The 25921-nt window shown below is 58.9% G+C and carries 24 protein-coding genes; 20 read left to right on the forward strand and 4 right to left on the reverse strand.

Translation table 11 applies throughout. The features are described 5' to 3' along the window. Nucleotides 1-247 precede the first annotated feature (247 nt). A complete protein-coding gene (locus tag FGF54_RS22080) occupies nucleotides 248-922 on the forward strand; it encodes an HAD family phosphatase (RefSeq protein WP_142781138.1) in 675 nt (224 codons plus the stop codon). Further along, complete coding sequence (locus FGF54_RS22085; RefSeq protein WP_246667016.1) at nucleotides 919-1161, forward strand: hypothetical protein; 243 nt, start codon at nucleotides 919-921, stop codon at nucleotides 1159-1161. Before FGF54_RS22080 ends, FGF54_RS22085 begins: the two co-directional genes overlap by 4 nt. A gap of 433 nt (nucleotides 1162-1594) precedes the next feature. Here the strand turns inward: FGF54_RS22085 and FGF54_RS22090 are convergent, their stop codons facing one another. The 3 genes from FGF54_RS22090 to FGF54_RS22100 form a co-directional block, all read right to left on the reverse strand. Continuing rightward, nucleotides 1595-1900: a hypothetical protein gene (locus FGF54_RS22090; RefSeq protein WP_080853777.1), complete on the reverse strand. Its 306-nt coding sequence runs from the start codon at nucleotides 1898-1900 to the stop codon at nucleotides 1595-1597. A gap of 318 nt (nucleotides 1901-2218) precedes the next feature. After that, nucleotides 2219-2950, reverse strand: a complete 732-nt coding sequence (locus tag FGF54_RS22095) for a FadR/GntR family transcriptional regulator (RefSeq protein WP_142781139.1) — start codon at nucleotides 2948-2950, stop codon at nucleotides 2219-2221. A gap of 47 nt (nucleotides 2951-2997) precedes the next feature. Then, nucleotides 2998-6051 carry an FAD-binding and (Fe-S)-binding domain-containing protein gene (locus tag FGF54_RS22100; RefSeq protein WP_142781140.1) on the reverse strand — a complete coding sequence of 1018 codons (3054 nt, stop codon included), beginning with the start codon at nucleotides 6049-6051 and terminating at the stop codon, nucleotides 2998-3000. A gap of 97 nt (nucleotides 6052-6148) precedes the next feature. On the opposite strand from FGF54_RS22100, the gene FGF54_RS22105 reads away from it, so the two are divergent. The 18 genes from FGF54_RS22105 (at nucleotide 6149) to FGF54_RS22190 (ending at nucleotide 25293) form a co-directional block, all read left to right on the forward strand. Further along, nucleotides 6149-6898, forward strand: coding sequence for an SDR family NAD(P)-dependent oxidoreductase (locus FGF54_RS22105; protein WP_059757544.1), 750 nt, complete (start codon nucleotides 6149-6151; stop codon nucleotides 6896-6898). Beyond that, nucleotides 6891-7631, forward strand: a complete 741-nt coding sequence (locus FGF54_RS22110; protein ID WP_142781141.1) for an SDR family oxidoreductase — start codon at nucleotides 6891-6893, stop codon at nucleotides 7629-7631. Before FGF54_RS22105 ends, FGF54_RS22110 begins: the two co-directional genes overlap by 8 nt. Before the next feature lie 102 nt (nucleotides 7632-7733). Then, nucleotides 7734-8360, forward strand: coding sequence for an SDR family oxidoreductase (locus FGF54_RS22115; RefSeq protein ID WP_142781142.1), 627 nt, complete (start codon nucleotides 7734-7736; stop codon nucleotides 8358-8360). Beyond that, a complete protein-coding gene (locus FGF54_RS22120) occupies nucleotides 8350-10026 on the forward strand; it encodes a thiamine pyrophosphate-binding protein (protein ID WP_142781143.1) in 1677 nt (558 codons plus the stop codon). Before FGF54_RS22115 ends, FGF54_RS22120 begins: the two co-directional genes overlap by 11 nt. Beyond that, entirely contained in the window at nucleotides 10023-12101 is a 2079-nt protein-coding gene (locus FGF54_RS22125; protein ID WP_142781144.1) for a hydantoinase/oxoprolinase family protein, read from the forward strand. The genes FGF54_RS22120 and FGF54_RS22125 overlap by 4 nt, the downstream gene beginning before the upstream one ends. Before the next feature lie 3 nt (nucleotides 12102-12104). Next, nucleotides 12105-13721 carry a hydantoinase B/oxoprolinase family protein gene (locus FGF54_RS22130; protein WP_020812710.1) on the forward strand — a complete coding sequence of 539 codons (1617 nt, stop codon included), beginning with the start codon at nucleotides 12105-12107 and terminating at the stop codon, nucleotides 13719-13721. Continuing rightward, nucleotides 13721-14926 carry a pyridoxal phosphate-dependent aminotransferase gene (locus FGF54_RS22135; RefSeq protein ID WP_142781618.1) on the forward strand — a complete coding sequence of 402 codons (1206 nt, stop codon included), beginning with the start codon at nucleotides 13721-13723 and terminating at the stop codon, nucleotides 14924-14926. Before FGF54_RS22130 ends, FGF54_RS22135 begins: the two co-directional genes overlap by 1 nt. A 20-nt stretch (nucleotides 14927-14946) precedes the next feature. Next, on the forward strand, nucleotides 14947-15765 hold the full coding sequence (locus FGF54_RS22140; protein ID WP_142781145.1) for an NAD(P)-dependent oxidoreductase: 819 nt from the start codon (nucleotides 14947-14949) through the stop codon (nucleotides 15763-15765). Further along, on the forward strand, nucleotides 15762-16967 hold the full coding sequence (locus tag FGF54_RS22145; protein WP_142781146.1) for an FAD-binding oxidoreductase: 1206 nt from the start codon (nucleotides 15762-15764) through the stop codon (nucleotides 16965-16967). The genes FGF54_RS22140 and FGF54_RS22145 overlap by 4 nt, the downstream gene beginning before the upstream one ends. Nucleotides 16968-17019: 52 nt before the next feature. Further along, nucleotides 17020-17961, forward strand: coding sequence for a LysR substrate-binding domain-containing protein (locus tag FGF54_RS22150; RefSeq protein ID WP_020812706.1), 942 nt, complete (start codon nucleotides 17020-17022; stop codon nucleotides 17959-17961). 336 nt (nucleotides 17962-18297) lie between these two features. Continuing rightward, a complete protein-coding gene (locus tag FGF54_RS22155; protein ID WP_142781147.1) occupies nucleotides 18298-19416 on the forward strand; it encodes an ABC transporter substrate-binding protein in 1119 nt (372 codons plus the stop codon). Nucleotides 19417-19498: 82 nt separating this feature from the next. Next, complete coding sequence (locus FGF54_RS22160) at nucleotides 19499-20416, forward strand: branched-chain amino acid ABC transporter permease (RefSeq protein ID WP_020812704.1); 918 nt, start codon at nucleotides 19499-19501, stop codon at nucleotides 20414-20416. Nucleotides 20417-20423: 7 nt separating this feature from the next. Next, complete coding sequence (livM, locus tag FGF54_RS22165) at nucleotides 20424-21740, forward strand: high-affinity branched-chain amino acid ABC transporter permease LivM (RefSeq protein WP_142781148.1); 1317 nt, start codon at nucleotides 20424-20426, stop codon at nucleotides 21738-21740. Then, the gene (locus FGF54_RS22170; protein ID WP_059757514.1) at nucleotides 21737-22552 is read left to right on the forward strand and encodes an ABC transporter ATP-binding protein; all 816 of its coding nucleotides are present in this window, start codon (nucleotides 21737-21739) and stop codon (nucleotides 22550-22552) included. The genes livM and FGF54_RS22170 overlap by 4 nt, the downstream gene beginning before the upstream one ends. Next, on the forward strand, nucleotides 22552-23271 hold the full coding sequence (locus FGF54_RS22175; RefSeq protein ID WP_059757511.1) for an ABC transporter ATP-binding protein: 720 nt from the start codon (nucleotides 22552-22554) through the stop codon (nucleotides 23269-23271). The genes FGF54_RS22170 and FGF54_RS22175 overlap by 1 nt, the downstream gene beginning before the upstream one ends. A gap of 88 nt (nucleotides 23272-23359) precedes the next feature. Next, complete coding sequence (locus FGF54_RS22180) at nucleotides 23360-24106, forward strand: electron transfer flavoprotein subunit beta/FixA family protein (protein ID WP_142781149.1); 747 nt, start codon at nucleotides 23360-23362, stop codon at nucleotides 24104-24106. A gap of 25 nt (nucleotides 24107-24131) precedes the next feature. Continuing rightward, a complete protein-coding gene (locus tag FGF54_RS22185) occupies nucleotides 24132-25073 on the forward strand; it encodes an electron transfer flavoprotein subunit alpha/FixB family protein (RefSeq protein WP_142781150.1) in 942 nt (313 codons plus the stop codon). 31 nt (nucleotides 25074-25104) lie between these two features. After that, nucleotides 25105-25293 (forward strand): hypothetical protein, encoded by a 189-nt coding sequence (locus tag FGF54_RS22190; protein ID WP_020809081.1) that lies wholly within the window; start codon nucleotides 25105-25107, stop codon nucleotides 25291-25293. Nucleotides 25294-25542: 249 nt separating this feature from the next. Here the strand turns inward: FGF54_RS22190 and FGF54_RS22195 are convergent, their stop codons facing one another. Then, nucleotides 25543-25905: a hypothetical protein gene (locus tag FGF54_RS22195; RefSeq protein ID WP_020809082.1), complete on the reverse strand. Its 363-nt coding sequence runs from the start codon at nucleotides 25903-25905 to the stop codon at nucleotides 25543-25545. Between the last annotated feature and the right edge of the window lie 16 nt (nucleotides 25906-25921).

Here is a 25921-nt window from a genome sequence, read left to right on the forward strand (position 1 = left end):
TATGGAGTATATAGAACGACGACTTCATGAATGAAGCTCAGCACAATAAAACAGTAAAATCAAATATTTCGTCAAAATCGGGGGACGGTCCGGCAGGACATTTTGCCACGAAATTTTGGACACTTTGTCCGTTGCCGTCATGGCTAGATTGATAACTAGCTGATTTTTCGGACCCGGAACATTGGCATAGGCATTGCTTCATACAATTTGCTGCCTAACGGCGCGAAAACCTGTAGGGAGAACTACGATGCGGATAGATCATGCTTTTCTTTTTGACTTGGATGGCACGTTGGTCGACAGCGTCTATCAGCACGTTCTCGCCTGGAAGGAGGCTCTCGATGAGGAGGGGATCGATCTTTCCGTCTGGCGGATTCATCGAAAGATCGGAATGAGCGGAGGACTGTTCACCAATCAGTTGCTTCGTGAGACCGGAATTGAGATTACGGACGCGCTAAACGAGCGACTGAGACATCGCCATACGGAGGCATATCGCCGGTTGGGCTCCAAAATTCATCCCCTTCCAGGCGCCAGCGAACTTTTGCGCTGGCTGGCTGACGCCGGAATTCCATTTGCAATTGCGACCAGTGGCCGGATGGAGACGGCATCAGTAAACATTGCTGCGCTTGGAGTGGACACGTCGTCGTTTCCCGTCATCACTCGGGATATGGTCAAGTATGCCAAGCCCGATCCCGATTTATTCCTTGCCGCAGCAGACGCGCATGGCGTCGATATCGGTAAAGCGGTGGTTGTAGGCGATAGCATCTGGGACATGCTTGCAGCGGTTCGTGCGCGGGCGCTCGGGGTCGGCCTGCTAAGCGGCGGCTATGGCAAGGAAGAGCTGAGAGACGCGGGTGCAATACGTGTCTATGACGATCCGGCAGATCTCCTGCTTCATATCGACGAAGTCGGAGGTCGGCGATGAGCGGGACCGAGCAACCGGGGCTGCATCTGTCGGCGAACGGCCTGATGCTCCAGATCGAACCGTCTGACCTAGGGCTTCGCGAAGATTGTGAGGCACTTATTCGGGAGGACTATGCCCGTTGTAATCCTGGTGACTCGCTGGAGTGGTTAAAACATCGAGCGCGCTTTTCGAAACTGGACCAGGGCATCCTTTATGAATGGATAGGTATCGCATCGAAACGAGTTCGACAGCAGGAATAGAGGCCAACCGCCCTTGTTATTCGCGCAAAATAGAAGTCATTTTAGCGGCATCCTATCCGTCTGAAAATTACAAGTCTCCGTGGACTCAGGGCCCCGCAACCAAATATAAAAACCATCAAAGGGCTCCGAAACAACGCGGAGCCCTTTTTTGCATTCGATGTTGTTGCTCGCAACATCAATGACCCTAGCTACTGCTGTGGCCAACTCCATCTTCGGCATTGCCATCGATCCCAAAACCGTGATGATGCACAATCATTCCACTTCAGATAAAAACCGCCGTGACCGTTGATCCCTTGCATATCCTCAAGACCGTCTATGGCGACGATACGCTTCGCGGAAGGCAGGCCGACATTATTCGGCACGTATGGCGGGAAGCAATGCTTTCGTTCTGATGCCATGGATGTCCGTGGCCGAGGACCTGTCAGAGGAAACCTCAGATCCCAGACCCATCAAGCTCCCGGGCGTCCTCGCCTTCCCAGGGAGCGGGCATCGTAAGGCCGTCGATATTGGCTGAGGGCATGGGCATCCAGCACTTCAACTCCGGCTCTGCGTATTCAATGATCCGCCCCGGCGAAGAGTCCGAGGCACGCCAGCCTTCTGAACCGTACTGGTCGCCCTTCGACCAATACGCAAGGTCTACCTGGGACGGCCCTTGTTCGGACGACCGTATCGTGATGAGAATCCGATCTCCGTTTTTCGGCGCGCTTGCCATATGGCGCCATCGTTGTGGCTTGTCCATCGTTTCCCCCCCTGTTTCGGCTTTCAAGTGTCGCCTCACCGTCCAGGAGGGTCAACTCAAACTTTGTATGACGCTGTATCTATCCGGCGAGCGTTCGATCTCCCTGCAATGAACTCGGCCCTCAACGGCTCGCGGGGCTGCGTCGCACAAAAGATTTGCTGCCGTTTCTAGGGATGCTCTTCGCCTTCGATACTTTTGGCCAGTAAGTTTTCCGTCAGTCTCTCGAGCCGGGCAAGAGCTTCGCGGCCTCGAGTTGGCCGAGTCGTTCTTTGACCCAGTCCTCTTTGGTTTGGCTATCCAGAAACACGCCTCGCCCCATTACTCCGCAGCTTCGCTGCTTGCCGGCTCGTCCAGCAATGCACGATATCGATTGAGGCTTTCCTCAAGATGGGCTGCGATTGCATTCTTGGCGCCTTTGGCGTCGCCCTGAGTGATGGCGGACAATATGGACGCGTGCTCTTTGTTGATTTTTTTGAGATAGGTCTGGTAGGCGCGCGATGACTGGCGATGTTTGAACACCAGTTCGAAGTTGATATTCTCCATCACCGCTTCCAGAAAGCTTGGAAAGTGCGGATTGCGTGTGGCCCGCGCAATCGCAAGGTGGAATTCGAAATCGGCGCGAGCCTCGATTTCAGTGTTTTCAGTTTCAAGCGCTTCGAGGTGATCGTAGGCCCGTGCGATCTCTGCCAGCGCCTCCGGAGTTCGGCGCGTTGCAGCGAGAGCTGCCGCCTGCATTTCGACGCCAAGCCGCAATTCGAGAATCTGCATTGCTGAACGAATGTCTTCTATTCGGCTGATCTCAAAATTCAGTGTCTTTGCGTCTTTGTCTGTGACAAACACGCCTGCGCCCTGGCGTGCTATGACCCTGCCGGAAACTTTGAGTGACATAAGCGCTTCGCGAATGACCGTGCGCGATACGCCGAACTCCTCGCAAAGCTGGGCGCTGGATGGTATCTTTTCTCCTGCGGAATAAAGGCCTGAGTCGATGCGCTCGTTGAGCTTTGCAACAACGATTTCCGCCAGATTGCCGCGCTGCGTAATGATCGACAATGAATGCCCCTGCTCACCTATCGGTTAAATTTAACACATATCACATATCATTCCACTTTGCGACGCATCGTTTTTAAGGCATCCGACAGCGTCTCCAGGGGATGCGGGAGCCGCCTCCGATCGACTTCCTTCACCTGAGAGCGGCACGAATAGCCCGTTGCCATCGTAACCATATCCTCGGAGCGCGCGACTTCGGCAGACCAGCTCATCCCATATAGTTTTTCGGATATGTCGCGGTTGCGCACTTCATGTCCGAAGGTTCCCGCCATCCCGCAGCAGCCTGTGTTTGCGATTTGCAGATCCATGCCGAAGGCGTTGAAAATCGTTTTCCACTGCATCGACGAGGAGGGCGCATTGGTGCGCTCCGTGCAGTGCGGCAACAGTCTGAATTGCCGGCCACTCCGGGTCACTCCCGCCATATCCTTCAGCTTGCTGACATCCGCCAACCATTCCTGTGGAAGGAGCACATGCGTTGACGTGTTCACACCGTTCAGCTCCCTGTATTCGCTGCGGAAAGCGAGCGTCATGGACGGATCGAGACCAACCAATGGAACGCCGGTTGCCGCAAGCCGTTGAAGTTCGCCCGAGGTTTTCAAAGCGGCCTTTCTGAAGCGGTCGAGGTAACCGTGGACATGCAGTGCCTTGCCGTTCGTCAGGGGCGGTGTGATGAATGGGATCAAGTCGAGCAATCGCGCAACCTCTATCGCGGCAACGCCCACGGACGGATCAAAATGGGCTGTGAAGGCGTCAGGCACGAAAATGACGACGCGTTCTCGTTGATCCGGAGGCAACGACTCGATCCTGTCCGGCCTTGCGATTTCGACTCCCATACGCGCTGCCAGTCGCGGGAGCGGCGAGGACGCCAGGCCGGGAAGCGCTGTGAGACCTGCCAGCCTCATCACGGCCCGGCCGGGTGAACTGCAAACCAGCAGATTATAAAGCGAGCCAAACCTGGCCATGAGCGGCAGGGTGCTCTCGATGCTGGCGACCAGCGGATCCTTCAAAGGCCGCAGGTACCGGCCGTAATAAAGGTTCAGAAACTTCGAGCGGAAAGCAGGCACGCTGACCTTTACCGGGCACTGGCCCGCGCATGCCTTGCAGGCAAGACAGGTATCCATGGCTTCCCGCACTTCATGCGAGAAGTCGGAACGATTGGCCGGATTGAGCGTGTTGAACGTGCGCCTGACAAATCCCAACGCCTTTCCTGATTTGCCCAGTCTTTCAGCTTCCCTCCTCGGGTCGACGCCCCGTTCGGCGAGAAGCCGCAGCCATTCACGCATCAATGCGGCGCGGCCCTTCGGCGAGTAGATACGGTTCCGGGTCGCTTTGTAGGACGGACACATCGGGCTCGTCGCATCGAAATCGAAACAGGCCCCGTTTCCATTGCAGTATGCGGCATTGTCGAAGGCGGCGCGGATGCTATTGCCAATCTCCCTGTCAACGGAGCCCCGCAGGGGCACGTCGTCGATCTTCATAAGCGGTTCATTGTCAGGCGTTGCAATCTTGCCGGGGTTGAGGCGGTTGGCCGGATCGAACGCCCGTTTGATTTCCTGTAGACGCGGGTAAAGGTCACCGAAGAACTCGGGAACATATTCGGATCTGACGCCCTTTCCGTGTTCGCCCCAAAGAACTCCGCCATGCTTGCGTGTGAGGGCAACGACGGCGTCGGTAATCTCGCGAATAAGCGGCACATGGTCTTTGCGCGTCAGGTCAAGGGCTGGCCGAACGTGAAGGACCCCGGCGTCGACGTGGCCGAACATGCCGTAGGAAAGGCCGGCTCCATCGAGCAGCGCACGAAACTCTCTGATGTAGGCGGCGAGGTTGGCTGGAGGAACCGCTGTGTCTTCGACGAACGCAACGGGACGAACGGGTCCATCCACATTGCCCAGAAGGCCAACGGCCCGCTTGCGCATGTTCCAGATCGACTCGATATCGGCAGCAGCCGAAGCGATGGTGTGGCCCTTGCTGCGAATTTCGGCCTCACCCTGCAATGCAGACGTCACGGCCTCGACTTTCAGGCGCAACTCCGCGGGATTGTCGGCCAGCACCTCAACGATATTGATGCCGTTTGTTGAATGCTCTCCATCATCGGGGAAAAATCTGGCAATGCCGCTCCAGACAATGTCGCCTTTCGCCAAGCCCAGCACCTTTTCGTCTATGGTCTCGACAGAGGCCACGTTAAGCTCGGTGAGGCGCCGGGCGTCTTCCAGGGCGGCGTTGAAATCGGCGTAACGAATATTCACGAGCGCCGAATGCTCTGGAATTGGCAGCAGGTTGAGTTCGATCTCGGCGATGACGGCCAGCGTGCCCTCGGATCCGCAAAGGATAGCATTGAGATCGAAGCGTCCATCGTCGCGACGGATATGCGCCAGGTCGTATCCCGTCATGTACCGGTTGAGCCGGGGAAAAACCTCTGCGATCCTGGCGCCGTCATCCCGCGCGATGCGGTCGATTGTACGGTGGATTTGGCCAATGCGATCCGTGCGGGCCATGACTTCGGCGAGCGAAGCGTCGTCGAGCGGGTGGGACCACCAGTCGGTTGCGTCACTCAGGATCACTCTGAGCCCGAGGACATGATTGCTCGTTTTTCCGTAGAGGCATGAACCCTGACCGCACGCATCGGTCGATACCATGCCGCCGATTGTCGCGCGATTGGACGTGGACAGTTCCGGAGCGAAGAAAAGGCCGTGTTCCCTGAGCGCGACATTGAGCTGGTCCTTGACGACGCCGGCCTCCACGCGGGCGATCCTGCGCGCCGGATCGATTTCGAGTATCCTGTTCATGTGCCGCGAACAGTCAACGACGAGCCCGGTTGTCAGAGACTGGCCATTCGTTCCCGTGCCGCCTCCGCGCGCGACGACCTGCATTGTTTCGAAGCGCGTTTCGGAAAGGACGCGCATGAGGATTTTTATGTCCTCGACATCCTTGGGAAACACCACGGCGGACGGTTCCATCTGGTAGATGGAATTGTCCGTCGAAAAAACGGTGCGCGTTGCAGCACCGGCATCGGCGTCGCCGGAAAACCCCGCCTCTACGAGACGTTCAAAAAAACCGGCGGTATCGGCACGAGGGGCGTCACTCGTCTGCAGCCTTGGGATCATGGGTTTTCGCAGAAAAATTTACTTGAGGTTGGGTTAACTTGGCATATAAGTGATAACATACAAATAAGGTGGCGCAACTGAAATAGAGAGGTGGAACGTGAAAGATCAAACAGCAGTCATCGTTGGCGGAGCTTCGGGTCTCGGCCTGACGACGGCAAAGCTCATGGCATCTCACGGCGTTGCCAGGATTGGCCTCATCGATAGAAATGCGGAATTGCTCGCGTCTTCGGCGGAGACTTTGCGGGCCCTCGGTGTGGAAGTCGCAACGTCGGTTGCTGATATCGCCAGATCCGAGACCGCTCACCGGGGCTTCAACGAGATTGCGGAGAGGCTGGGCAGGGTGCATTGCCTGATCAACAGCGCGGCGATCTATCCACGCAAACCGATCCTTGAAATCACCGACGAGGAATGGGATCTGGAAAACGCCATCAACGTCAAGGGCACGTATCATATGATGGTGGCGGCCATTCTTCATATGCGCCAGCATGTCAATGCGCCGGAAGTGACCGGCCGTATTGTCAACGTGACGTCTGTCGATGCTTTTAAAGCGCACCCTCAAAACGCTCACTATGCAGCAACAAAAGCGGCAGTCGTCAGCCTCACCAAATCCTTCGCCGCGGAAGTCGCAAAAGATCAGATTCTCGTCAATTCCGTTGCACCTGCGGGTTTTGCCACGGATCGTGCCAAGGAACTCGGCTTTCTTCCCGAGCTTGCGAAAGCGAGTGCGTTGGGTCGCGCCGCCGAGCCTGTCGAAATGGCCGAATGGATCGTCATGATGGCGTCAAGCCGCAATACCTACGCGACTGGCGAGAACGTCGTCATCAGCGGGGGCTACATCTATGTTTGACGTCTATCGCAACGCCGTCGTCACTGGGTCGACCAGCGGCATCGGCAAGGCCACAGTGCTTGAACTCGCCCGGCGCGGCCTGACGGTCTATGCAATCGGCCGTAACCGGGAACAACTCGATGAACTTTCCTCTGAGAAAGGTGTCATCGCGGTTCAGGCGGATGTGCGGGAGACGGAAAGGATCGCAGATGCCGTCAAGGGCGTAGAGATCGACGTTCTTGTCAACAATGCGGGCATCCTCTCCACCCGTGCGATGTTCCACGAGATCGATCCCGCCGAGATCGACGCGATGATCGATGTTAATCTCAAGGCGCCGATGCATCTCACACGGGCGCTCCTGCCGGGCATGGTTGAACGCAAGCGCGGTCATCTGGTTTACATCGGTTCAAGCGGTGGTCAGGCGCCATATCCGAACATGGGCGCCTACGGCCCATCGAAGGCGGGTCTCAGCCTCTTCTGCGACAACCTGCGATGCGATCTTCTGGGGACGTCTGTCAGGGTAACCGAAGTGGTGCCGGGACGGGTCCAAACGGACCTCTATCGGACGGCAATGGCAGGAAACTCTGCCCGCACGCTGCTTTATGACGGCTATCGTCCTATTCAGCCGGAGCATGTTTCGTCGATCATCGTCAACGCGATCGAGCTTCCGGTATTTGTCGATGTCGCACGCATCGAGGTTTTCCCGACAGACCAGGCGACCGGCGGCGGTACGATGGTCAAGTTTCAGGAGTAGGGCTGCTCGCAGCAACAAGCATTACTTGTCGAAGTTTTTCATTTTCTTGATTTCGCCGGTGCGGCGATGTGGTCATCATCTTTGCAAATATGAGGGTGATCGATGTCGAGGGCACTTGTAACAGGAGCAACAAGGGGGGCGGGCCGTGCGGTGGCGGCGGCACTTGCCTGTGCCGGCTATGAAACTTGCGCCCTTGGGCGCGACAGGCTGGTTCTGGAAGAGCTTCGCAGCGATTTCGGCGTGCTTCCCATGGCGATCGATCTGACCGATCGTGAAGCGGTGCGGGTGATCGTCGAGGGTATGAAACCGGATATCGTCGTGCACGCCGCATTGCGGTGGCCCACCGAAAAGGCGTTTGAGAAGCTTCAGGAAGCCGACATAGACATGGCTCTCGAAGTGAACCTCTCGGCAATGTTTCACCTGACGCGGTTGGTTCTGCCGGCCATGAAGGAGCAGGGGCTGGGCGCTCTGTTTGTGGTTTCACCTCACCCCGGCGAAAGCCCGTCGATCCTGGAGCGAAGCGTAGCCGGCGCGAATGATGCATTTGTGGACGCGCTTCAAGGCGAACTGGCCGACGTCGGCATTACTGCCCAGTCGATCATTTGCGAAAAACCTCCATTTCATTCGCTGGTCGCCTCTATTCTCGAACATCTGGAAACCGTCGGTCTGGCGCCTTTACGCTACAAAGCCGACGCTCATAATCATCAGGGAACGCGCAATGTTACGTAATGGTGGGCAGCTTTTGGTCGAATGCCTGTTGGCGCTCGGTGTGCGCAAAGGCTTCGGAGTGCCGGGAGAAAGTTATCTTGCCGTGCTGGACGCACTGCATGATACGGTCGGCAGGCTCGACTATGTCGTATGTCGCAATGAAGGGGGCGCGTCCTTCATGGCTGCCGCCTATGGCAAGCTCACCGGTCAGCCCGGTATCTGCTTCGTCACCCGTGGCCCTGGAGCCACCAATGCCTCGATCGGCGTTCATACCGCCATGCAGGATTCCTCGCCGATGATCCTGTTCGTCGGCCAGGTCGGCACCGACATGAAGGGCAGGGAAGCCTTTCAGGAAGTGGACTACAAGGCCGCGTTTGGAACGGTGGCGAAATGGGCCGTCGAGATCGATCAGGTCGAGCGCATTCCCGAAATCGTCGCCCGCGCCTGGACGATGGCGGTTACCGGCCGTCCCGGCCCGGTTGTCATCGCCCTGCCGGAAGACATGCTGACGTCAATGACGGAAAAGGCGCCGCTTTCCGGCCCGGCCGAAATCATCGAGGCCGCGCCTTCGGAATTTGCCATGCAACGCCTTGCGACGCTGCTGTCGCAGGCCAGGCGTCCCGTCATTCTTTATGGTGGCTGTAACTGGAAGGAAGGTTCGGCCAAGCGCCTTCAGGCGTTTGCAGAAGCATCCGATATCCCGGTCGTTTCTGTGTTTCGCTATCAGGACCAGTATGACAACGCTTCCATCACTTTCTGCGGCGAAGCCGGAGTGGGTATGGTTGCGTCGGTGAAGGAACTGCTGCGCGATGCGGATGTGATCCTCGCGATCAATAACCGCTTCGGTGAAAACTCCACCGATGGTTATACGCTGTTCGACGTCCCGCAGCCGCGTCAGCGCATCATCCACGTGCACGGTTCCGATCTGGAGATCGGCAAGATCTACCAGCCTGAACTCGGTATCCATGCCGGCCCGAATGCCTTTGCCGAAGCGCTCTCCGCACTCGAACCGGTCAAGGGACCATGGGCCGAGTGGCGAAAGAAGGGCCGCGCTGCTTACGAGGCAGGGTTTAACCTCAAGGATTTGCCGTCGCCGGTCGATATGGGCAAAGTCACCGCTTATCTCAACGAGATATTGCCGAAAGACGTCATCCTGACGAATGGCGCGGGCAACTTCACCGTCTGGCCGAACAAGTTCTTCAGGTTCGGCCCGAGGGCTCGGCTTCTCGCCCCCCAATCCGGTGCGATGGGCTATGGCGTACCGGCGGCCATTGCCGCCAAGGTTGCCTTCCCGGAGCGCACAGTCGTCTGCTTTGCCGGTGACGGTGATTTCCAGATGAACTGCCAGGAGCTCGCAACGGCCCTGCAACACGGAGCACAGCCGATCATCCTTCTGCTGAACAACGGCATATACGGCACGATCCGCGCCCATCAGGAGCGCCACTATCCGGCCCGCGTCTCGGGAACAGAAATGATCAATCCGGATTTTGTCGCTCTTGCCAAAGCATATGGTTTCCATGCCGAGCGGGTGACGGAGACGGCTGACTTCGCAGAGGCTTTCGAGCGTGCGCTTTCCTCCAGAACCGGTGCGCTTCTCGATCTCGATATCTCGCCGGAAGCTTTGACACCGAGACAGACCCTTTCCGAAATGCGCCAGGCCGCGCTTGCCAAGAAGGAAAACGCATGACCATCGGAAACGACATCCGCCTCGGCGCAGATATCGGCGGTACGTTCACCGATATCGCCCTCGACGTGCGTGGAACGCTGTATTCGACCAAGGTTCTGACCAATTATGCAGCGCCCGAACAGGCCATTCTGGACGGTATCGACATCGTCATCCGCGATGCCGGTATCGCCATTTCGCAGATCGAACTGATCATTCACGGCACAACGCTTGCCACTAACGCGTTGATCGAGCGTCGTGGCGCGCGCACAGCACTGGTGACGACCGAGGGTTTTCGCGACGTGATCGAGATGCGTACGGAGAACCGCTTCGAGCAATATGATCTCGATCTCGTTCTGCCCAAACCGCTCATTCCACGGGAAGACCGGTTCCCGATCAAGGGCCGCATCTCGGCGCAGGGTACGGAACTTCAGCCGCTGGACGAGCAGGCGCTGGAGGAAATCGCCAGACGGATCGCCGCGGAAGATTTCGGCGCCGTCGCCATCGGCTTCATTCATTCCTACATGAACCCGGACCATGAACGCCGCGCCCGCGAAATTCTCGCCCGAACGCTCGCTCTGCCGATCTCGATCTCCAGCGAGGTTTCGCCGCAGATGCGTGAGTTCGAACGGTTCAATACTGTTTGTGCAAACGCCTATGTGCGCCCGCAAATGGCCGACTATCTCAATCGTCTCCAGGTCCGCCTTAAGGAAATGGGCGCCTCCTGCCCGGTCTTCATGATCCATTCCGGCGGCGGCCTTGTCTCGGTAGAGACGGCGGCCGAGTTTCCCGTGCGCCTGGTCGAATCCGGCCCGGCCGGCGGTGCGATTTTCGCAGCGGATGTGGCGCGCCGCTTCGATCTTCAGCGGGTGGTCTCCTACGACATGGGTGGGACGACGGCAAAGATCTGCCTCATCGAGGATTTCCAGCCGCAGACCGCCCGGACGTTTGAGGTCGCGCGCACCTACCGATTCTGCAAGGGATCAGGCATGCCGATCTCCATCCCGGTCATTGAAATGATTGAGATTGGCGCTGGCGGCGGCTCTATCGCCTGGGTCGATGCCATGGGACGCATTCAGGCGGGGCCTGAATCGGCTGCGTCCGAGCCCGGTCCCGCCTGTTACCAGCGCGGGGGCGAGCGGCCGGCGATCACGGATGCCGACCTCGTTCTCGGCAAGCTTGATCCCGACAATTTCGCCGGCGGCAAGATCAAGCTGTCAACCGTGAAGGCGTCCGCCGCGATAGCCCGCGACGTCGGCGACAAGCTCAGGCTCGATCCGCTTTCGGCTGCTTTCGGTATCGTTGAGGTGGTGGATGAGAATATGGCCAATGCCGCCCGCGTCCATGCGGTCGAAAACGGCAAGAACATCTCGGAAAACACCATGATCGCCTTTGGCGGTGCCGCACCCCTGCACGCCGCGCGGCTCTGCGAAAAGCTCGGCGTCGACCGCTGCCTCATCCCGCAGGGCGCCGGTGTCGGGTCGGCGATCGGCTTCCTGAAGGCTCCCTTCGGTTATGAGGCGGTCGGCTCGCAGATCATGGGCCTGTCGGCTTTCGATACCGTCCGGCTCAACACGCTGCTGGACGACCTCAAGGAGACCGCCGAGGGTTTCGTGCGCGCCGGCACGGCTGGCAAGATCAGCCGTGAGGTGGTGGCGTTCATGCGCTATCGTGGCCAGGGTTGGGAAATTCCGGTCAGCCTGCCGGATCGTCATTTCCAGGCTTCCGACAGCGCCATGATCGAGGAGAATTTCAGGGCGCGCTATGCCCAGTTCTTCGGCCGGGCAGTGGAGGGGCCTGAAATCGAATTCGTCACATTCTCCGTCAAGGCGCAGGATGTGCGCCCCGGTGGTGAGCGCCATGCGCTGATCTCCGCCGGTAGCTCGATTGACACCCCCGTCACGCGCGATGTGTTCGATCCAGCTGCGGGAGCACCCCTTAAAACGGCCATCGTGGAACGCTCGACGATCAAGGTCGGCGAGCGTGTTACCGGTCCTGCGGTTATCGTCGAGCGTGAAACCTCGACCATCGTCACCTCGCCGTTTGACGCCATCGTCCAGAGCGACGGCACCATCCTTCTGATCCGAAAGGAACTGTAATCCATGAGCCAGCTTGACGAAATCCGCATGCAGGTGATGTGGAACCGGCTGATCTCCGTCGTCGAAGAACAGGCGATGACGCTGCTGCGCACCGCTTTTTCGACCTCGGTGCGCGAGGCAGGCGACCTTTCCGCCGGTGTCTACAACGCGAAGGGTGAAATGCTGGCGCAGGCCGTGACCGGCACACCGGGCCATGTCAACACGATGGCTGAGGCTGTGCTGCATTTCATCGCGGAAATTCCGCGCGACGAGATGTATCCGGGTGACACCTACGTCACCAACGATCCCTGGAAGGGCACCGGCCATCTTCACGACATCACCATGGTTTCCCCTTCCTTCAAGGGAGAGGAGCTGATCGGCTTCTTCGCCTGCACGGCGCATGTCGTCGATGTCGGCGGTCGTGGTTTCGGCGCCGATGGCAAATCGGTTTATGAGGAAGGCATCCAAATCCCGATCATGAAGTTCGCCGAGCGCGGCGAGGTGAACAGGGATCTGTTGAAGATACTGCGCCTCAATGTTCGCGAGCCGAACCAGGTCATTGGCGACTTCTTCTCGCTTGCGGCCTGCAATGACGTCGGCCATCGTCGCCTGATCGAAATGCTGGACGAGATCGGCCTTCCCAATCTCGAGACGCTTGGCGCTTTCATCCTCTCGCGCACGCACACAGCGATCATGGAGCGGATTGCCGCCCTGCCGAAAGGCGCGTGGAAAAACGAGCTTCTGACTGACGGTTACGACGAGCCGATCAATCTGGCTGCCGAGGTAACGATCAGCAACACGTCGGTCGATGTCGATTTTTCCGGCACGGACGCGATGAGCCGGTGGGGTATCAACGTGCCGCTGATCTATACGAAGGCCTATGCCTGCTACGCGCTGAAATGCGTTGTCGCCCCCGACATTCCCAACAATGCGGCTTCGCTTGCCGTCTTCAACGTTTCCTCTCCGATCAATATTCTCAACGCCGAGCGCCCGGCTCCGGTTTCTGTTCGTCACGTGATCGGACACATGGTGCCGGACCTTGTGCTTGGCGCGCTTGCAAAGGCGCTGCCGGGAAAAATCCTCGCCGAAGGTGCCGCAGCGCTATGGAACATCCATATTTCCGCCCGGCCGGTTGCCGGTGCACAGGGACGGCGCGCCGAGGTGCTGATGTTCAATTCGGGCGGCATGGGCGCGCGGCCGGGCCTTGATGGACTGTCTGCTACGGCCTTCCCCTCCGGTGTCCATACGATGCCGATCGAGGCAACGGAACATACCGGGCCGATTGTCGTCTGGCGCAAGGAATTGCGTCCGGATTCCGCCGGCGATGGCGAATATCGCGGCGGTCTCGGTCAGATCATCGAGATCGCGCCGGCCGATGGCCATGAGTTCGACTTCTCCGCCATGTTCGACCGCATCGGGACACCGGCGGCGGGTCGCGATGGCGGCGAACCGGGAAAGCCCGGCAAGGCCATGCTGGATGACGGAACATTGCTGCGGCCGAAGGGATGGCAGCATGTGCCCTCTGGACGCAGGCTGGTCCTGCATTTGCCGGGCGGGGGCGGTTTTGGCGATCCGGAAAAGCGCAGCGACGCGGCGAAGGCCGAAGATGTCCGCAAGGGTTATGTGACGGAGACGAAATGATGACGAGGATTGCAGACCGTCTTGCGGCGGTAAAACCTTCGGCCTCCATGGCCGTGTCGCAGGCAGCCAAGGATCTGGCCGCCACCGGGGTCGATGTCATCGATCTTGGTCTCGGTGAACCCGATTTTTCCGCCCCGGCGCATGTGACCGAGGCGGCATTCAAGGCGGCCCGCGAAAACCGGATGCTTTATACCGCCGCACCCGGCACACCGGAGCTGCGCCGCGCCATCGTCGGCAAGTTCAAACGCGAGAACGGACTTGATTTTGCCTTCGACGAGATCGCCGTTGCCAACGGCGCCAAGCAGATCATCTTCAACGCTCTGATGGCGACCGTCAACGAGGGCGACGAGGTCATCCTTCCCGCCCCCTATTTCGTCTCCTATCCGGAAATGGCGAAGCTTTTGGGTGGTGTGCCGGTGACACCGGCTTGCGGTGCCGAAGACGGTTTTCGCCTGACGCCCGAAGTGCTGGAAGCAGCAGTCACACCGAAGACGAAATGGCTGTTTCTCAACCTGCCGGGCAATCCGTCCGGTGCAGTGTACAGCGAGGAACAGCTTCAGGCGCTCGGCGTCGTTCTCACCCGCCATCCGCAAGTTCTCGTCCTGTCCGATGAGATTTACGAACACATCATTTTCGATGGCCGCAGTTTCGTCAGCTTCGGTAAGGCCTGCCCGGACCTGCTCGACCGCAGCCTGATCGTCAACGGCGTCTCCAAGGCCTATGCGATGACCGGCTGGCGTGTCGGTTATGCCGCTGGTCCGAAGGATCTCATCAAGGCAATGTCGACCGTGCAGAGCCAGTCCTGCACATCGGTTGCGGCGGTGGCGCAGATCGCGGCGCAAGCTGCGCTCGAAGGACCCCAGGAAGAGGTCAGCCGCTTCCGTGAGGCGTTCGAGCGCCGCCGGGACCTCGTCGTGCGCGGAATTTCCGCAATCGAAGGCCTGACGCTCGATCCGCCGGAAGGCGCGTTCTACGCCTATATCGGTTGCGCGGCGCTTATCGGTGCGAAGACGCCGGAAGGCGTTACGATTACCAATGATAGCGACTTTGCGACCTATCTTCTTCGCGAGGCTCATGTCGCGGCCGTGCCGGGTGCGGCCTACGGCCTGTCGCCTTTCTTCCGTATTTCCACCGCGACATCCGAGGCCATCCTTCAGGATGCCATCGCCCGCATTGCCGCTGCCGTTTCCAGACTGCAAAGCTAAGACAGGACCTCAAGGATCCCATGACAAAACCCTTCAAGACCATCCTGATCACCGGTGCGGCCGGACGGCTCGGCACCGAGTTACGCAAGGGGCTTGCGCATCTTGCAGACACGCTGCGCCTTGCTGATCGCATTGCGGTAGAAAACGTCCGCGCCAACGAGGAAGCGCTGACATTCGAACTTTCGGACGTAGCTGCCGTGATGAAGGCTGCCGAGGGTGTCGACGCCATCGTTCATTTTGGCGGCGCGCCGCTTGAGACGGGCTGGGCGACCATTCTCGATTCCAACATTCAGGGCAGTTACAATATCTACGAAGCCGCCCGGCAGAATGGCGTGAAGCGCGTCGTCTATGCCTCTTCGGTTCACGCCATCGGCTATCACGAGCTGGAAGCACATATCGATGTCGATGCGCCGGTGCGCCCCGACAGCCTTTACGGCGTATCGAAATGTTTCGTGGAGGCACTAAGCCGGTTCTACTGGGACAAGTTCGGCATCGAATCCGCCTGCCTGCGCATATTCTCGTCGTTCCCGGAGCCTGCGGACCGTCGCATGCTTTGGTCGTGGCTTTCATTCGGTGATTGCGTGCGCCTCGTCGAAGCCAGCCTGACGGCTCCGCGCATTGGACATACAATCAGCTTCGGCATCTCCGATAATAAGGTTAAGCCCGTGGACAATTCCCTGAGCGGCCACATCGGTTTTCAGCCGGAGGATAATTCCGAACGATTTCGCGCCGATGTCGAGGGACGGACGGCACCGAATGACCCAAAAGCGCCCGCCACACGTTATCTCGGCGGCTGGTTCGTCGATCTCGGACATCCCGACGATGAGGTCTCCAAATGAAAGACGCCTATGACGTGGTAATCGTCGGTGGAGCGGTCATCGGCTCCGCTGTAGCCTATTATCTCGCCGCCAATCCGGACTTCAAAGGCTCCATTCTGGTCGTGGAGCGGGATCCGACCTATCTGACCGCATCGACATCGCTGTCGTCGTCATCGATCCGCACGCAGTTCTCCAATCCGATCAACGTCAGGATCAGTCAGTACGGCTCCGAGGTGATCCGCAATTTCGGCGAGATGATGCAGGTCGGAGATGACAAGCCCGATCTCGGCTTCCATTCCGGCGGCTATCTCTTCCTTGCCAGTACGCCGGAGCAGGTGGAGATTCTGCGGGAAAATCACGTAGCGCAAAAGGCATGTGGCGCCGATGTCGTTCTCTGGAACAGGAATGAACTCGGTGAAGCCTTCCCGCACCTCAATGTCGCCGACATCGAACTTGCGTCCTACGGCCGGTCCGGCGAAGGCTGGTTCAACAATACCGGCCTGATGTACGGCTTCAAGCACAAGGCGCGCTCGTTGGGTGCCGAATATGTCACCGGCGAGGTGGTTGGGATCGGCCGCGAAGGCGACACCGTAACACAGATAACGCTGAAATCCGGCGCTGTGGTCAAGGCTGGTACAATCGTCAACGCATCGGGCCCGCGTGCCGCTTTGACCGCCAGAATGGCCGGTCTTCATATTCCGGTTGAACCCCGCAAGCGCACGCTTTTCGTCTTCGATTGCGCGAACACGCCGGAAGGCACTGCTGCAGTCAACCAGGGTCGGTTGCCGCTTATGATCGACCCGAGCGGTGTCTTCTGCCGTCCCGAGGGTCGTTTTTTCCTGTCCGGCTGCCCACCCATTGAAGACCCGGCAGCGGACTGGGACGATTTCGAACCGCGCTACGAAGAGTTTGAAGAAATCATCTGGCCGGCCCTTGCCGAACGATCGGCGGCCTTCGAGGCGATCAAGGTCGTGAACCAGTGGGCCGGTCATTACGACTTCAACACGCTGGACCACAATCTGGTCGTTGGCCGTCATCCACAGGTTCGCAACTTCATCTTCGCCAACGGATTTTCCGGGCATGGCCTGCAGCAGGGACCGGCGACAGGACGCGGCGTTTCCGAACTGATCGTTTATGGCGAATATCGGACACTGGACCTGACGGAAGTCGGCTTCGAACGCATTGTCGAAAATCGACCTTTCCTTGAAAAGGCGGTGATCTAATATAAAGCGCTTATCCGATGCACACAGCCCGGATAAGCGTTGGAAATCTCGTTTGGCAGCGGAGGTGAAATTGGCCGGGCAGCATATGCGACTTCCCCCTTTGAATGCGCTACGCGCCTTCTGGGCCGTCATGCGGCAGGGAAGCTTTCGTAGCGCTGCCGATGAATTGCTGGTCACCCCGCAGGCCGTGAGCCAGCAGATCAAGTTGCTGGAGGACATTCTTCATGTGCCGCTCTTCGAGCGCAAGGCGCGGGTGATAGAACCCACGGAACAGGCCATCGTGCTGTCCCATTTCATCGAGGCGGGTTTCGATGAATTCACCGAAGGCATTCGCCGCGTCACCAATTCCACTTATCGAAACCGTATCAATATCAATGTCAGCCCCTATTTCGCGACCCGCTATCTCATGGAGAGACTGGAACGATTCCGCGAATTGATGCCCGGCGCGGATATTCGCATGACGACCATGGTCAGCATCCGCGATTTCGCCGCTGACGAGGTGGACGTTTGTATCCAGTGGGGCTTCGGGGCCTGGAAGGATTATGATTGCCAGCTGCTGGTGCGTGATCCGAAGATCATTTGTTGCGCTCCCGAACTCGCTGAGCGGATTCGGGAGCCGAAAGACCTTACGGCGTTCACGCTTTTACATCCCGTTATGGCCAGAAACCTGTGGGGCAAGGTGCTGAGACACCTGGGGCTGGAGCCGGCGGAAATCGCCGGCGAAATCGAGTTTCAGGATGCTGCCACCATGCGCCGGGGAACGGTGTCGGGTCTCGGCGTCGGGCTTGTGTCGAGACTTGATGCCCTGTCCGATATCAAGGCGGGCAGGTTGGCCGCTCCCCTGGGGATCGACCGGCTGGACGGTATGGAGGAACGAGATGTGCCCGGGTTCTATCTCGTTGTGCCGCGAGCCCACAAGCGGGTCAAAATCATCTCGACGTTCTGCGAGTGGATTTGTGCGGAGGATTGGTCCTCCAGACGTGAATTCGACTGATTTTTCCACCCTCCGAAAACCGGAACGCACAAATGCGCCGACGCTTCTCTTGACGCGGCGCTGCAAGATTTCGTCGCCTTGCCGCGACAGCAGGGAGAGAAAGTAAATCTTGTCTATCGCTGTTGTTTCTTGGTTTGGTCAGGACCGCAAGTAATGCAGTCTTTCTTCTGGCCGGATGGACGGAGAACGACAGAAATCCCTCTCAAACGCGCCCTCGATTAAGCTCCTTTTCCCTGGTTGTCGCGACAGGCCCCGGGGATGGCTATCGCAACAAAAAGAGAGAGCAATTCTCCGGGCAGCTAACGGTCATTGGGCCAAACCAGAGGGATTTAAAAAATGAATTCTATTTCGAAGCTTCTTGCGGGCGCTGCCTTTGCGTCGGTTCTTGTCGTCTCCAGCGCATATGCTGCAGACACGATCAAGATCGGCGTTGCGGGCCCGATGACAGGCGCCAACGCCACTTTTGGTGAGCAGGTGTGGACCGGTGTTTCTGCCTATATCAAAAACGTCAACGAGGCCGGCGGCATCGATGGGAAGAAGGTGGAGCTGGTCAAGGGCGATGACGCCTGCGAGCCCAAGCAGGCTGTCGCGGTCGCCAATCGTTTTGTCGACCAGGACAAGGTGCAGGCGCTCGTCGGCCACTTCTGCTCGTCCAGCACCATTCCCGCGTCGGAAATTTACAACGACGCCGGTATCCTCATGGTTACCCCGTCCTCGACCAACCCGATCGTCACCGACCGCGACCTCGAAACGGTGTTTCGTACCTGCGGTCGTGACGACCAGCAGGCCGTGGTTGCCGGCTCGTTCATCCTCGACTCGCTGAAAATCGACAAGATCGCTCTTATCCACGACAAGGATACCTACGGTCAGGGCCTCGTGGATGCGTTGAAGAAGACGCTCGCCGATCGCAAGGTTGAGCCGGTTCTTTATGAAGGGCTGACGCGCGGTGAACGCGACTTCAACGCGCTCGTCACCAAGATCAAGAGTTCGGGCGCAAAAGCCGTCTATTTTGGCGGCCTCATTCCTGAAGCCGGCCCGCTCATCCGCCAGATTCACGAACAGGGGCTGGACGTCGCCTTCGTCAGCGGTGACGCGCTTGCCCAGGCCGAAATCGTGACCGCAGCTGGCGGCGCGCAGAACCTCAAGGGTGTCTATTATTCGTCGGCGGCAGACCCCAAGGAAGATCCGGCATCCGCGGATGCGCTTGCGGACCTCAAAAAGCAGAACATCGCGCCTGACAACTACACCTTGTTCGGTTATGCCAGCGCCCAGACCATCGTGGCGGCCATTCAGGGCACCAAGGATGGCAAGATCGAGGATCAGGTGAAATGGCTGCACGCCAACACGGTCAAGTCCGCGGTCGGTAATCTCGGCTGGAACGACAAGGGCGACGTGAAGGACTTCAAGTTCGTCTTCTACTCTTTCGACGACAAGGGCGCTCCGGTTCGCAACTAAACGATCCTGTTACCGGGGCCGGTCGGCATGGCCGAGCCGGCCCCGCCTGCGCAGGCAAAAACAATCAAAAAAGGGGTTCGCCATGGATTTTTACATCTTGGCGCAGCAGCTGATCAACGGGATCACGCTGGGCACCATCTATGGTCTCATCGCCGTGGGCTATACCATGGTCTATGGCGTCATTCGCATGATCAACTTTGCCCATGGCGACGTTTACATGGTCTCTGCCTACGTCGCGGCGATCGTGCTTGCCGTCATCAGCTTTTTCGGCATCCAGTCAGTGCCCTTCGCGCTGATATCCATTCTCGTCATCACCTGTTTCGTCACGGCGGTCTACGGCTGGGCGATCGAGCGCGTTGCATACCGGCCTTTGCGCGGTTCGACCAAACTTGCGCCGCTGATCTCGGCCATCGGCATTTCGCTGATGCTGCAAAGCTATGTTCAGATCGCCCAGGGCGCACGTGACCAGGGCGTTCCGATCCTGATACAGGGCGCCTTCCGCTTCGGCGGCGAAGAGCACTTTGCGCAGATTACCTATATGCAGACCATCATCCTGGTCGCATCGCTGGTCGCCATGGGCATCCTGACCTATGTGATCAATCATACGCGCATCGGACGGCAGTGCCGCGCGACCCAGCAGAACCGCCAGATTTCCGCAGTGCTTGGCGTCGATACCGACCGCATCATCTCCACCGTTTTTGTCATCGGCGCATCGACTGCGGCAGTCGGGGGCACGCTGGTGACGTTCAACTATGGCTCCTTCAATTTCTTCATCGGCTTTGTGATGGGTATCAAGGCCTTTACCGCCGCCGTGCTCGGCGGGATCGGTTCGCTCCCCGGCGCGGTGCTGGGCGGTGTTCTCCTTGGGCTGACCGAAGCGCTTTTCGCCGGTTACGTCAGCACCGACTATAAGGATGTTTTCGCCTTCGGCCTGCTGATCGTCCTTCTCTTCTTCCGCCCCTATGGCCTGCTCGGGCGGCCTGAAATCCAGAAGGTGTGAGGAGGCCATGATGAACACGCATGAAAACCCTCTGCTGAAACTTGGCAAGGAGGCTCTGCTGACCTTCTGCGTTTCGCTCGTGCTGGTCGGGCCGACTTCCGGCCTGGTGCTCGACGGCTTCACCTTCCGCAACGAACTTGTTCACGCGGTTCTAATCGCAGCCATCATTACCATCGGCAGGGTCGTGCTGTCAGTCGCCTCAATGACGCCGGCCGGCCGGCGTATCTCGGCGATACTGAGCCGCAGCGGCGGTGGCGTGACGGTGCGGTCGGGGCAGGAGCGTTCGCCTGCTCTGCTCCTTGCGATCCTGTTTCTCGCCGGTCTCGCATTGCCTTTCGTCGCCGACAAATATTTTTTAGGTATTGCCATCCTCGCCCTGATCTACTGCCTGCTGGGTCTCGGCCTCAATATCGTCGTTGGCCTTGCCGGTCTGCTGGATCTCGGTTTCGTTGCCTTTTATGCGGTCGGCGCCTATCTCCTGGCGCTCGGCTCGCAATATCTGGGTCTCGGCTTCTGGAGCGCGCTGATTATCGCTCCGTTCCTGGCCGGCCTCTGCGGCATGATCCTCGCCTTTCCGGTTCTGAAGATGCATGGCGACTACCTTGCCATCGTCACGCTTGGTTTCGGTGAAATCATTCGTCTTGTGCTCAATAACTGGCTGGCCTTTACTGGCGGTCCGAACGGAGCACCGGTGCCGCCACCGACCCTGTTCGGCCTCGAATTCACCCGCACGGCGCGCCAGGGTGGAACCCCCTTCCACGAGGCGTTCGGCATTCCCTACAATGCCGACTACAAGTTCTGGTTCATCTATCTGGTACTGTTCCTCGTCGTCTGCGCGGTGATCTATGCGGTGCAGCGTTTGCGTGTCATGCCGCTCGGCCGCATGTGGGAAGCCCTGCGCGAAGACGAGATCGCCTGCCGCTCGCTCGGCGTCAATCACGTCTTCATCAAGCTTTCCGCCTTCATGCTGGGCGCTTCGACCGGCGGCCTCGCGGGTGTGTTCTTCGCCGTCCATCAGGGCTTCGTGAACCCGACATCCTTCACCTTTTTCGAATCCGCGCTGATCCTCGCCATTGTCGTGCTCGGCGGTCTGGGGTCGACGGTCGGAGTGGTGCTGGCGGCTCTCGTCCTGACCATTCTTCCCGAGCTCCTGCGCGATTTCGCCGAGTACCGTGTCTTCGTTTTTGGCGTGCTGATGGTGGTGATGATGATCTGGAAACCGCGCGGCCTCGTCCGTGTCACCCGGCCGGCCTTCTTCCCCTCCAAGTCTGCCGAACGGGCGTCGTCCCCTGTTCTTGGCGCCAATGCGGAGGCAAGCCGATGACCGCACCGCTCCTTGAAGTTTGCAATGTGACGATGCGTTTCGGCGGCATCGTCGCCAACCGCAACGTCAACTTTTCCGTCGAGAAAGGCGCAATCACCGCGTTGATCGGCCCCAACGGGGCCGGCAAGACAACGATGTTCAACTGTATCACCGGTTTTTATCGTGCGAGCGAAGGCAATATCCTTCTGCATGGCGAGAACGGTGCGCAGGATATCGGTGAACTGATCGCTCGGCCGATTACCGGTGGCTCGCATCTGGCGACCCGTGCCGGCATCGCCCGTACCTTCCAGAACATCCGACTGTTCCGCGAGATGTCGGTGGTGGAAAACCTTCTTGTGGCTCAGCACCGGCAGACCGCCAACAATCTGCTGAGCGGTGTCTTTTCGACACCTGCCTATCGTCGCGCCGAACGCGAGGCGGTCGACCGCGCCTATTATTGGCTGGAGCGCATGCATCTTGCCGAGGATGCCAACCGGCTTGCCGGTGAACTGCCCTATGGCCGCCAGCGACGGCTGGAAATTGCCCGTGCCATGTGCACCTCGCCAAAGCTGATCTGCCTCGACGAGCCGGCTGCCGGCCTCAATCCGGCAGAAACCAGGGAATTGTCCGAGGTCCTGCAGATATTGCGGGCCGACCATGACCTGACGGTGCTGGTCATCGAGCACGACATGGGGCTGGTGATGCGGATTTCGAACCATATCGTCGTGCTCGACCACGGCGAAGTCATATCCAACGGCACGCCTGACCATGTGGCGAATGATCCGGCCGTGATTGCCGCCTATCTCGGCGTCAGCGAAGAAGAGGTCCACTGATGCAGCAAATCCCGCTTCTCGAATTCGTTGGGGTGCATACCCATTACGGGCCGGTCGAGGCCCTGAAATCCGTCGATGTGCATATCCGTTCCGGCGAGATCGTCAGCCTGATCGGTGCAAATGGGGCCGGCAAGACGACGCTTCTGTCGACCATCTTCGGATCGCCGCGGGCAACTGGCGGCCGTATTCTTCATCGCGGAGAGGATATCTCGCGGTTGTCGACCCATCGGATCGCCAGACGCGGCATCGCATTGGTGCCGGAAGGCCGGCAGATCTATCAGGACATGTCGGTCGAGGAGAACATGATGATGGGGACGACGCCAATCGGGATGGAGCATTTCGACGAAGACAGGGCGACGATGTTCGACCTGTTCCCGCGGTTGAAGGAGCGTCGCAACCAGATGGCTGGCACCATGTCGGGCGGCGAACAGCAGATGCTGGCGATTGCGCGCGCCATGATGGCGCGGCCCGAACTGATCCTGTTCGACGAGCCCTCGCTTGGCCTTGCGCCGCTCGTCGTCAAGCGCGTGTTCGAAGTTCTGTCCGAGATCGCCAGCATGGGCAAAACCATCTTTCTGGTCGAACAGAACGCCAATCATGCGCTGAAACTGTCGCAGCGGGCTTATGTGATGGTCAACGGACGGATCCATCTGTCTGGAGAAAGTGCAGCGCTTCTCGACAATGAAGACGTCCGCAAGGCCTATCTCGGCCTGCACTGAGCAGGCTCCGCGAGCAGGCTCTGCCATGCTGCACGCTTCAGTTGATGCCGACCGAAATTTTCCCACCCACGCCTGAGGAAAGCCGCCGATGAAGATCCTTGTCCCCGTCAAACGAGTCGTCGATTACAACGTTAAGATCCGCGTAAAATCGGATGGTTCGGGCGTCGAGCTTGCGAATGTGAAGATGTCGATGAACCCGTTCGACGAAATCTCGGTGGAAGAGGCACTGCGCCTGAAGGAAGCCGGCAAGGCCGAAGAGGTTGTGGTCGTCTCCATCGGCCCGGCCAAGGCGGAAGAAACGCTGCGCACCGCGCTCGCCATGGGCGCCGACCGCGCCATCCTGATCGAAACCGACGAAACCGTCGAGCCGCTCGCCGTCGCCAAGCTTCTGAAGGGCGTTGCCGAGGCTGAGCAGCCCGGCCTCGTCATCGTCGGCAAACAGGCGATCGATGACGATTCGAACCAGACGGGCCAGATGTTGGCCGCCCTTCTCGGCTGGGGCCAGGGCACCTTCGCCTCCAAGGTCTTGCCCGCAGATGGCAAGGTCGCAGTCACCCGTGAAGTCGATGGCGGTCTGCAGACCGTTGAGCTGAAGCTTCCCGCCGTCGTCACCACCGATCTTCGTCTCAATGAGCCGCGTTATGCATCGCTGCCGAACATCATGAAGGCGAAGAAGAAGCCGCTCGACAAGAAGGCGCCGGCCGATTTCGGCGTCGATGTTTCGCCGCGCCTGAAGGTGCTGAAGACCGAAGAGCCGGCGGGTCGCAAGGCCGGCATCAAGGTCGGCTCGGTTGCCGAGCTGGTCGAAAAGCTCAAAGCCGACGGCGTCCTCTAAGGTTTCGGAAAAGGGAGATATTCTCATGGCCATTCTTCTTCTGGCAGAACACGACAACGCAACCCTTTCCGACCTGACGGCAAAGACGCTGACGGCGGCAACGCAGATTGCCAAGGGGACGGGAAGCGACGTCCATGTTCTCGTCGCCGGTTCCGGTGCAAAGGGCGCAGCCGACGCTGCCGCGAAACTCTCCGGCGTTTCCAAGGTGCTGCTCGCCGATGACGCGTCCTATGCCAATGCGCTGGCAGAACCGCTGGCGGCGCTGATCGTTTCGCTCGCGCCTTCCTATGACGTCATCATCGCCCCGGCGACCGCCTCGGCCAAGAACGTGACGCCGCGCGTTGCGGCGCTTCTCGATGTGGCGCAGGTCTCGGAAATCATCGAGGTCGTCAGCCCTGACACCTTCAAGCGGCCGATCTATGCCGGCAACGCCATCCAGACGGTGCAGGCGACCGATGCGAAGAAGGTCATCACCGTGCGTCCGACCGCCTTTGCAGCCGCCGCTGAAGGCGGTTCGGCAGCGGTCGAAACCATCGGCGCGGCCGCAAACCCCGGCCTTTCCAGCTTCGTCTCCGATGCGCTGGCGTCGTCCGACCGTCCGGAACTGACATCGGCCAAGATCATCATCTCGGGTGGCCGCGCGCTCGGTTCGTCGGAAAAGTTCAGGCAAGTCATCCTTCCCGTCGCCGACAAGCTCGGTGCCGCCGTCGGCGCCAGCCGTGCGGCTGTCGATGCCGGTTATGCACCGAACGACTGGCAGGTGGGTCAGACCGGCAAGGTGGTTGCGCCGCAGCTTTACATCGCCGCCGGCATCTCGGGCGCCATCCAGCATCTGGCCGGCATGAAGGATTCGAAGGTCATCGTCGCCATCAACAAGGATGAAGAAGCGCCGATCTTCCAGGTGGCAGACTACGGCCTCGTCGCAGACCTGTTCGAGGCGCTGCCGGAACTCGAAAAATCGCTGTAATTTCATCACGCCAACCTGGAGGATTGCCGGAATGAAAATGCCATTTCAGATCAGCATCGATCATGCCGAGCAAATTCGAAGAAATGAAATCGCACCCGCCGTTGATCAAGCGAAGAAGCCGTCCCAAAACCGTAACTTGCCTGACAGGAAATGTGAGGGAATGCCGCAGGGTTTGCTCGCCCGCATCCGTCGATTTCTCAAGCATGTATTTTTGGACTGACCGCGCGAAATGACAACTCAGTGCATTGCGTCCGAACGCGAAGCGATGGAATTCGACGTTGCGATCATTGGCGCGGGTTCTGCGGAGGCACCTGCCACTCTGACAACGGGAGCGGGTAATGCAGGGTTTCCGATCCGCCGGCGGCTTGCAACGACTTAATGTCGCTGTTTTCAGCTATCCGAAATCTCTTCGTTCCGTTGCAACACAAACGCTCCGTACTGTCACCGGCAGGAACCGCCTCTCCTGATTTCAGGCTTCGACAGCTTCGCTGACATCGTCCAGAAGAAAGTGCACGATCACATAGCGTGTCGTGTACTTCTGACCGCTATCGGAGACGCTTTCGATGCTGCCGCCGTCGGAGGGGTGCCATTTCTGGTAGTGGGGGTTGTTGGCGATCAGCGTAATCGCTTTGTCAGAGAACCTGCCGTTCAGCCGGTAGCGGGCCTCTGCGAGATGCCAGATATTTTCAAAATCCTGCTGGCTGATCCGGGCTTTCAAGGCCTTTCTGGATATTGTTTTTCCGGGCGAACCATCGTCATGCGCCGCCGATGGAATATGTAGATCAACCTCTTCTGCACCGTCCAGCAGAAACGCAAATTCGTCTGGCCACATCCGTCTCACGTATCGC

Origin of the sequence: Agrobacterium sp. T29, assembly GCF_006970545.1 — a bacterium.
Taxonomy (GTDB): domain Bacteria; phylum Pseudomonadota; class Alphaproteobacteria; order Rhizobiales; family Rhizobiaceae; genus Agrobacterium; species Agrobacterium leguminum.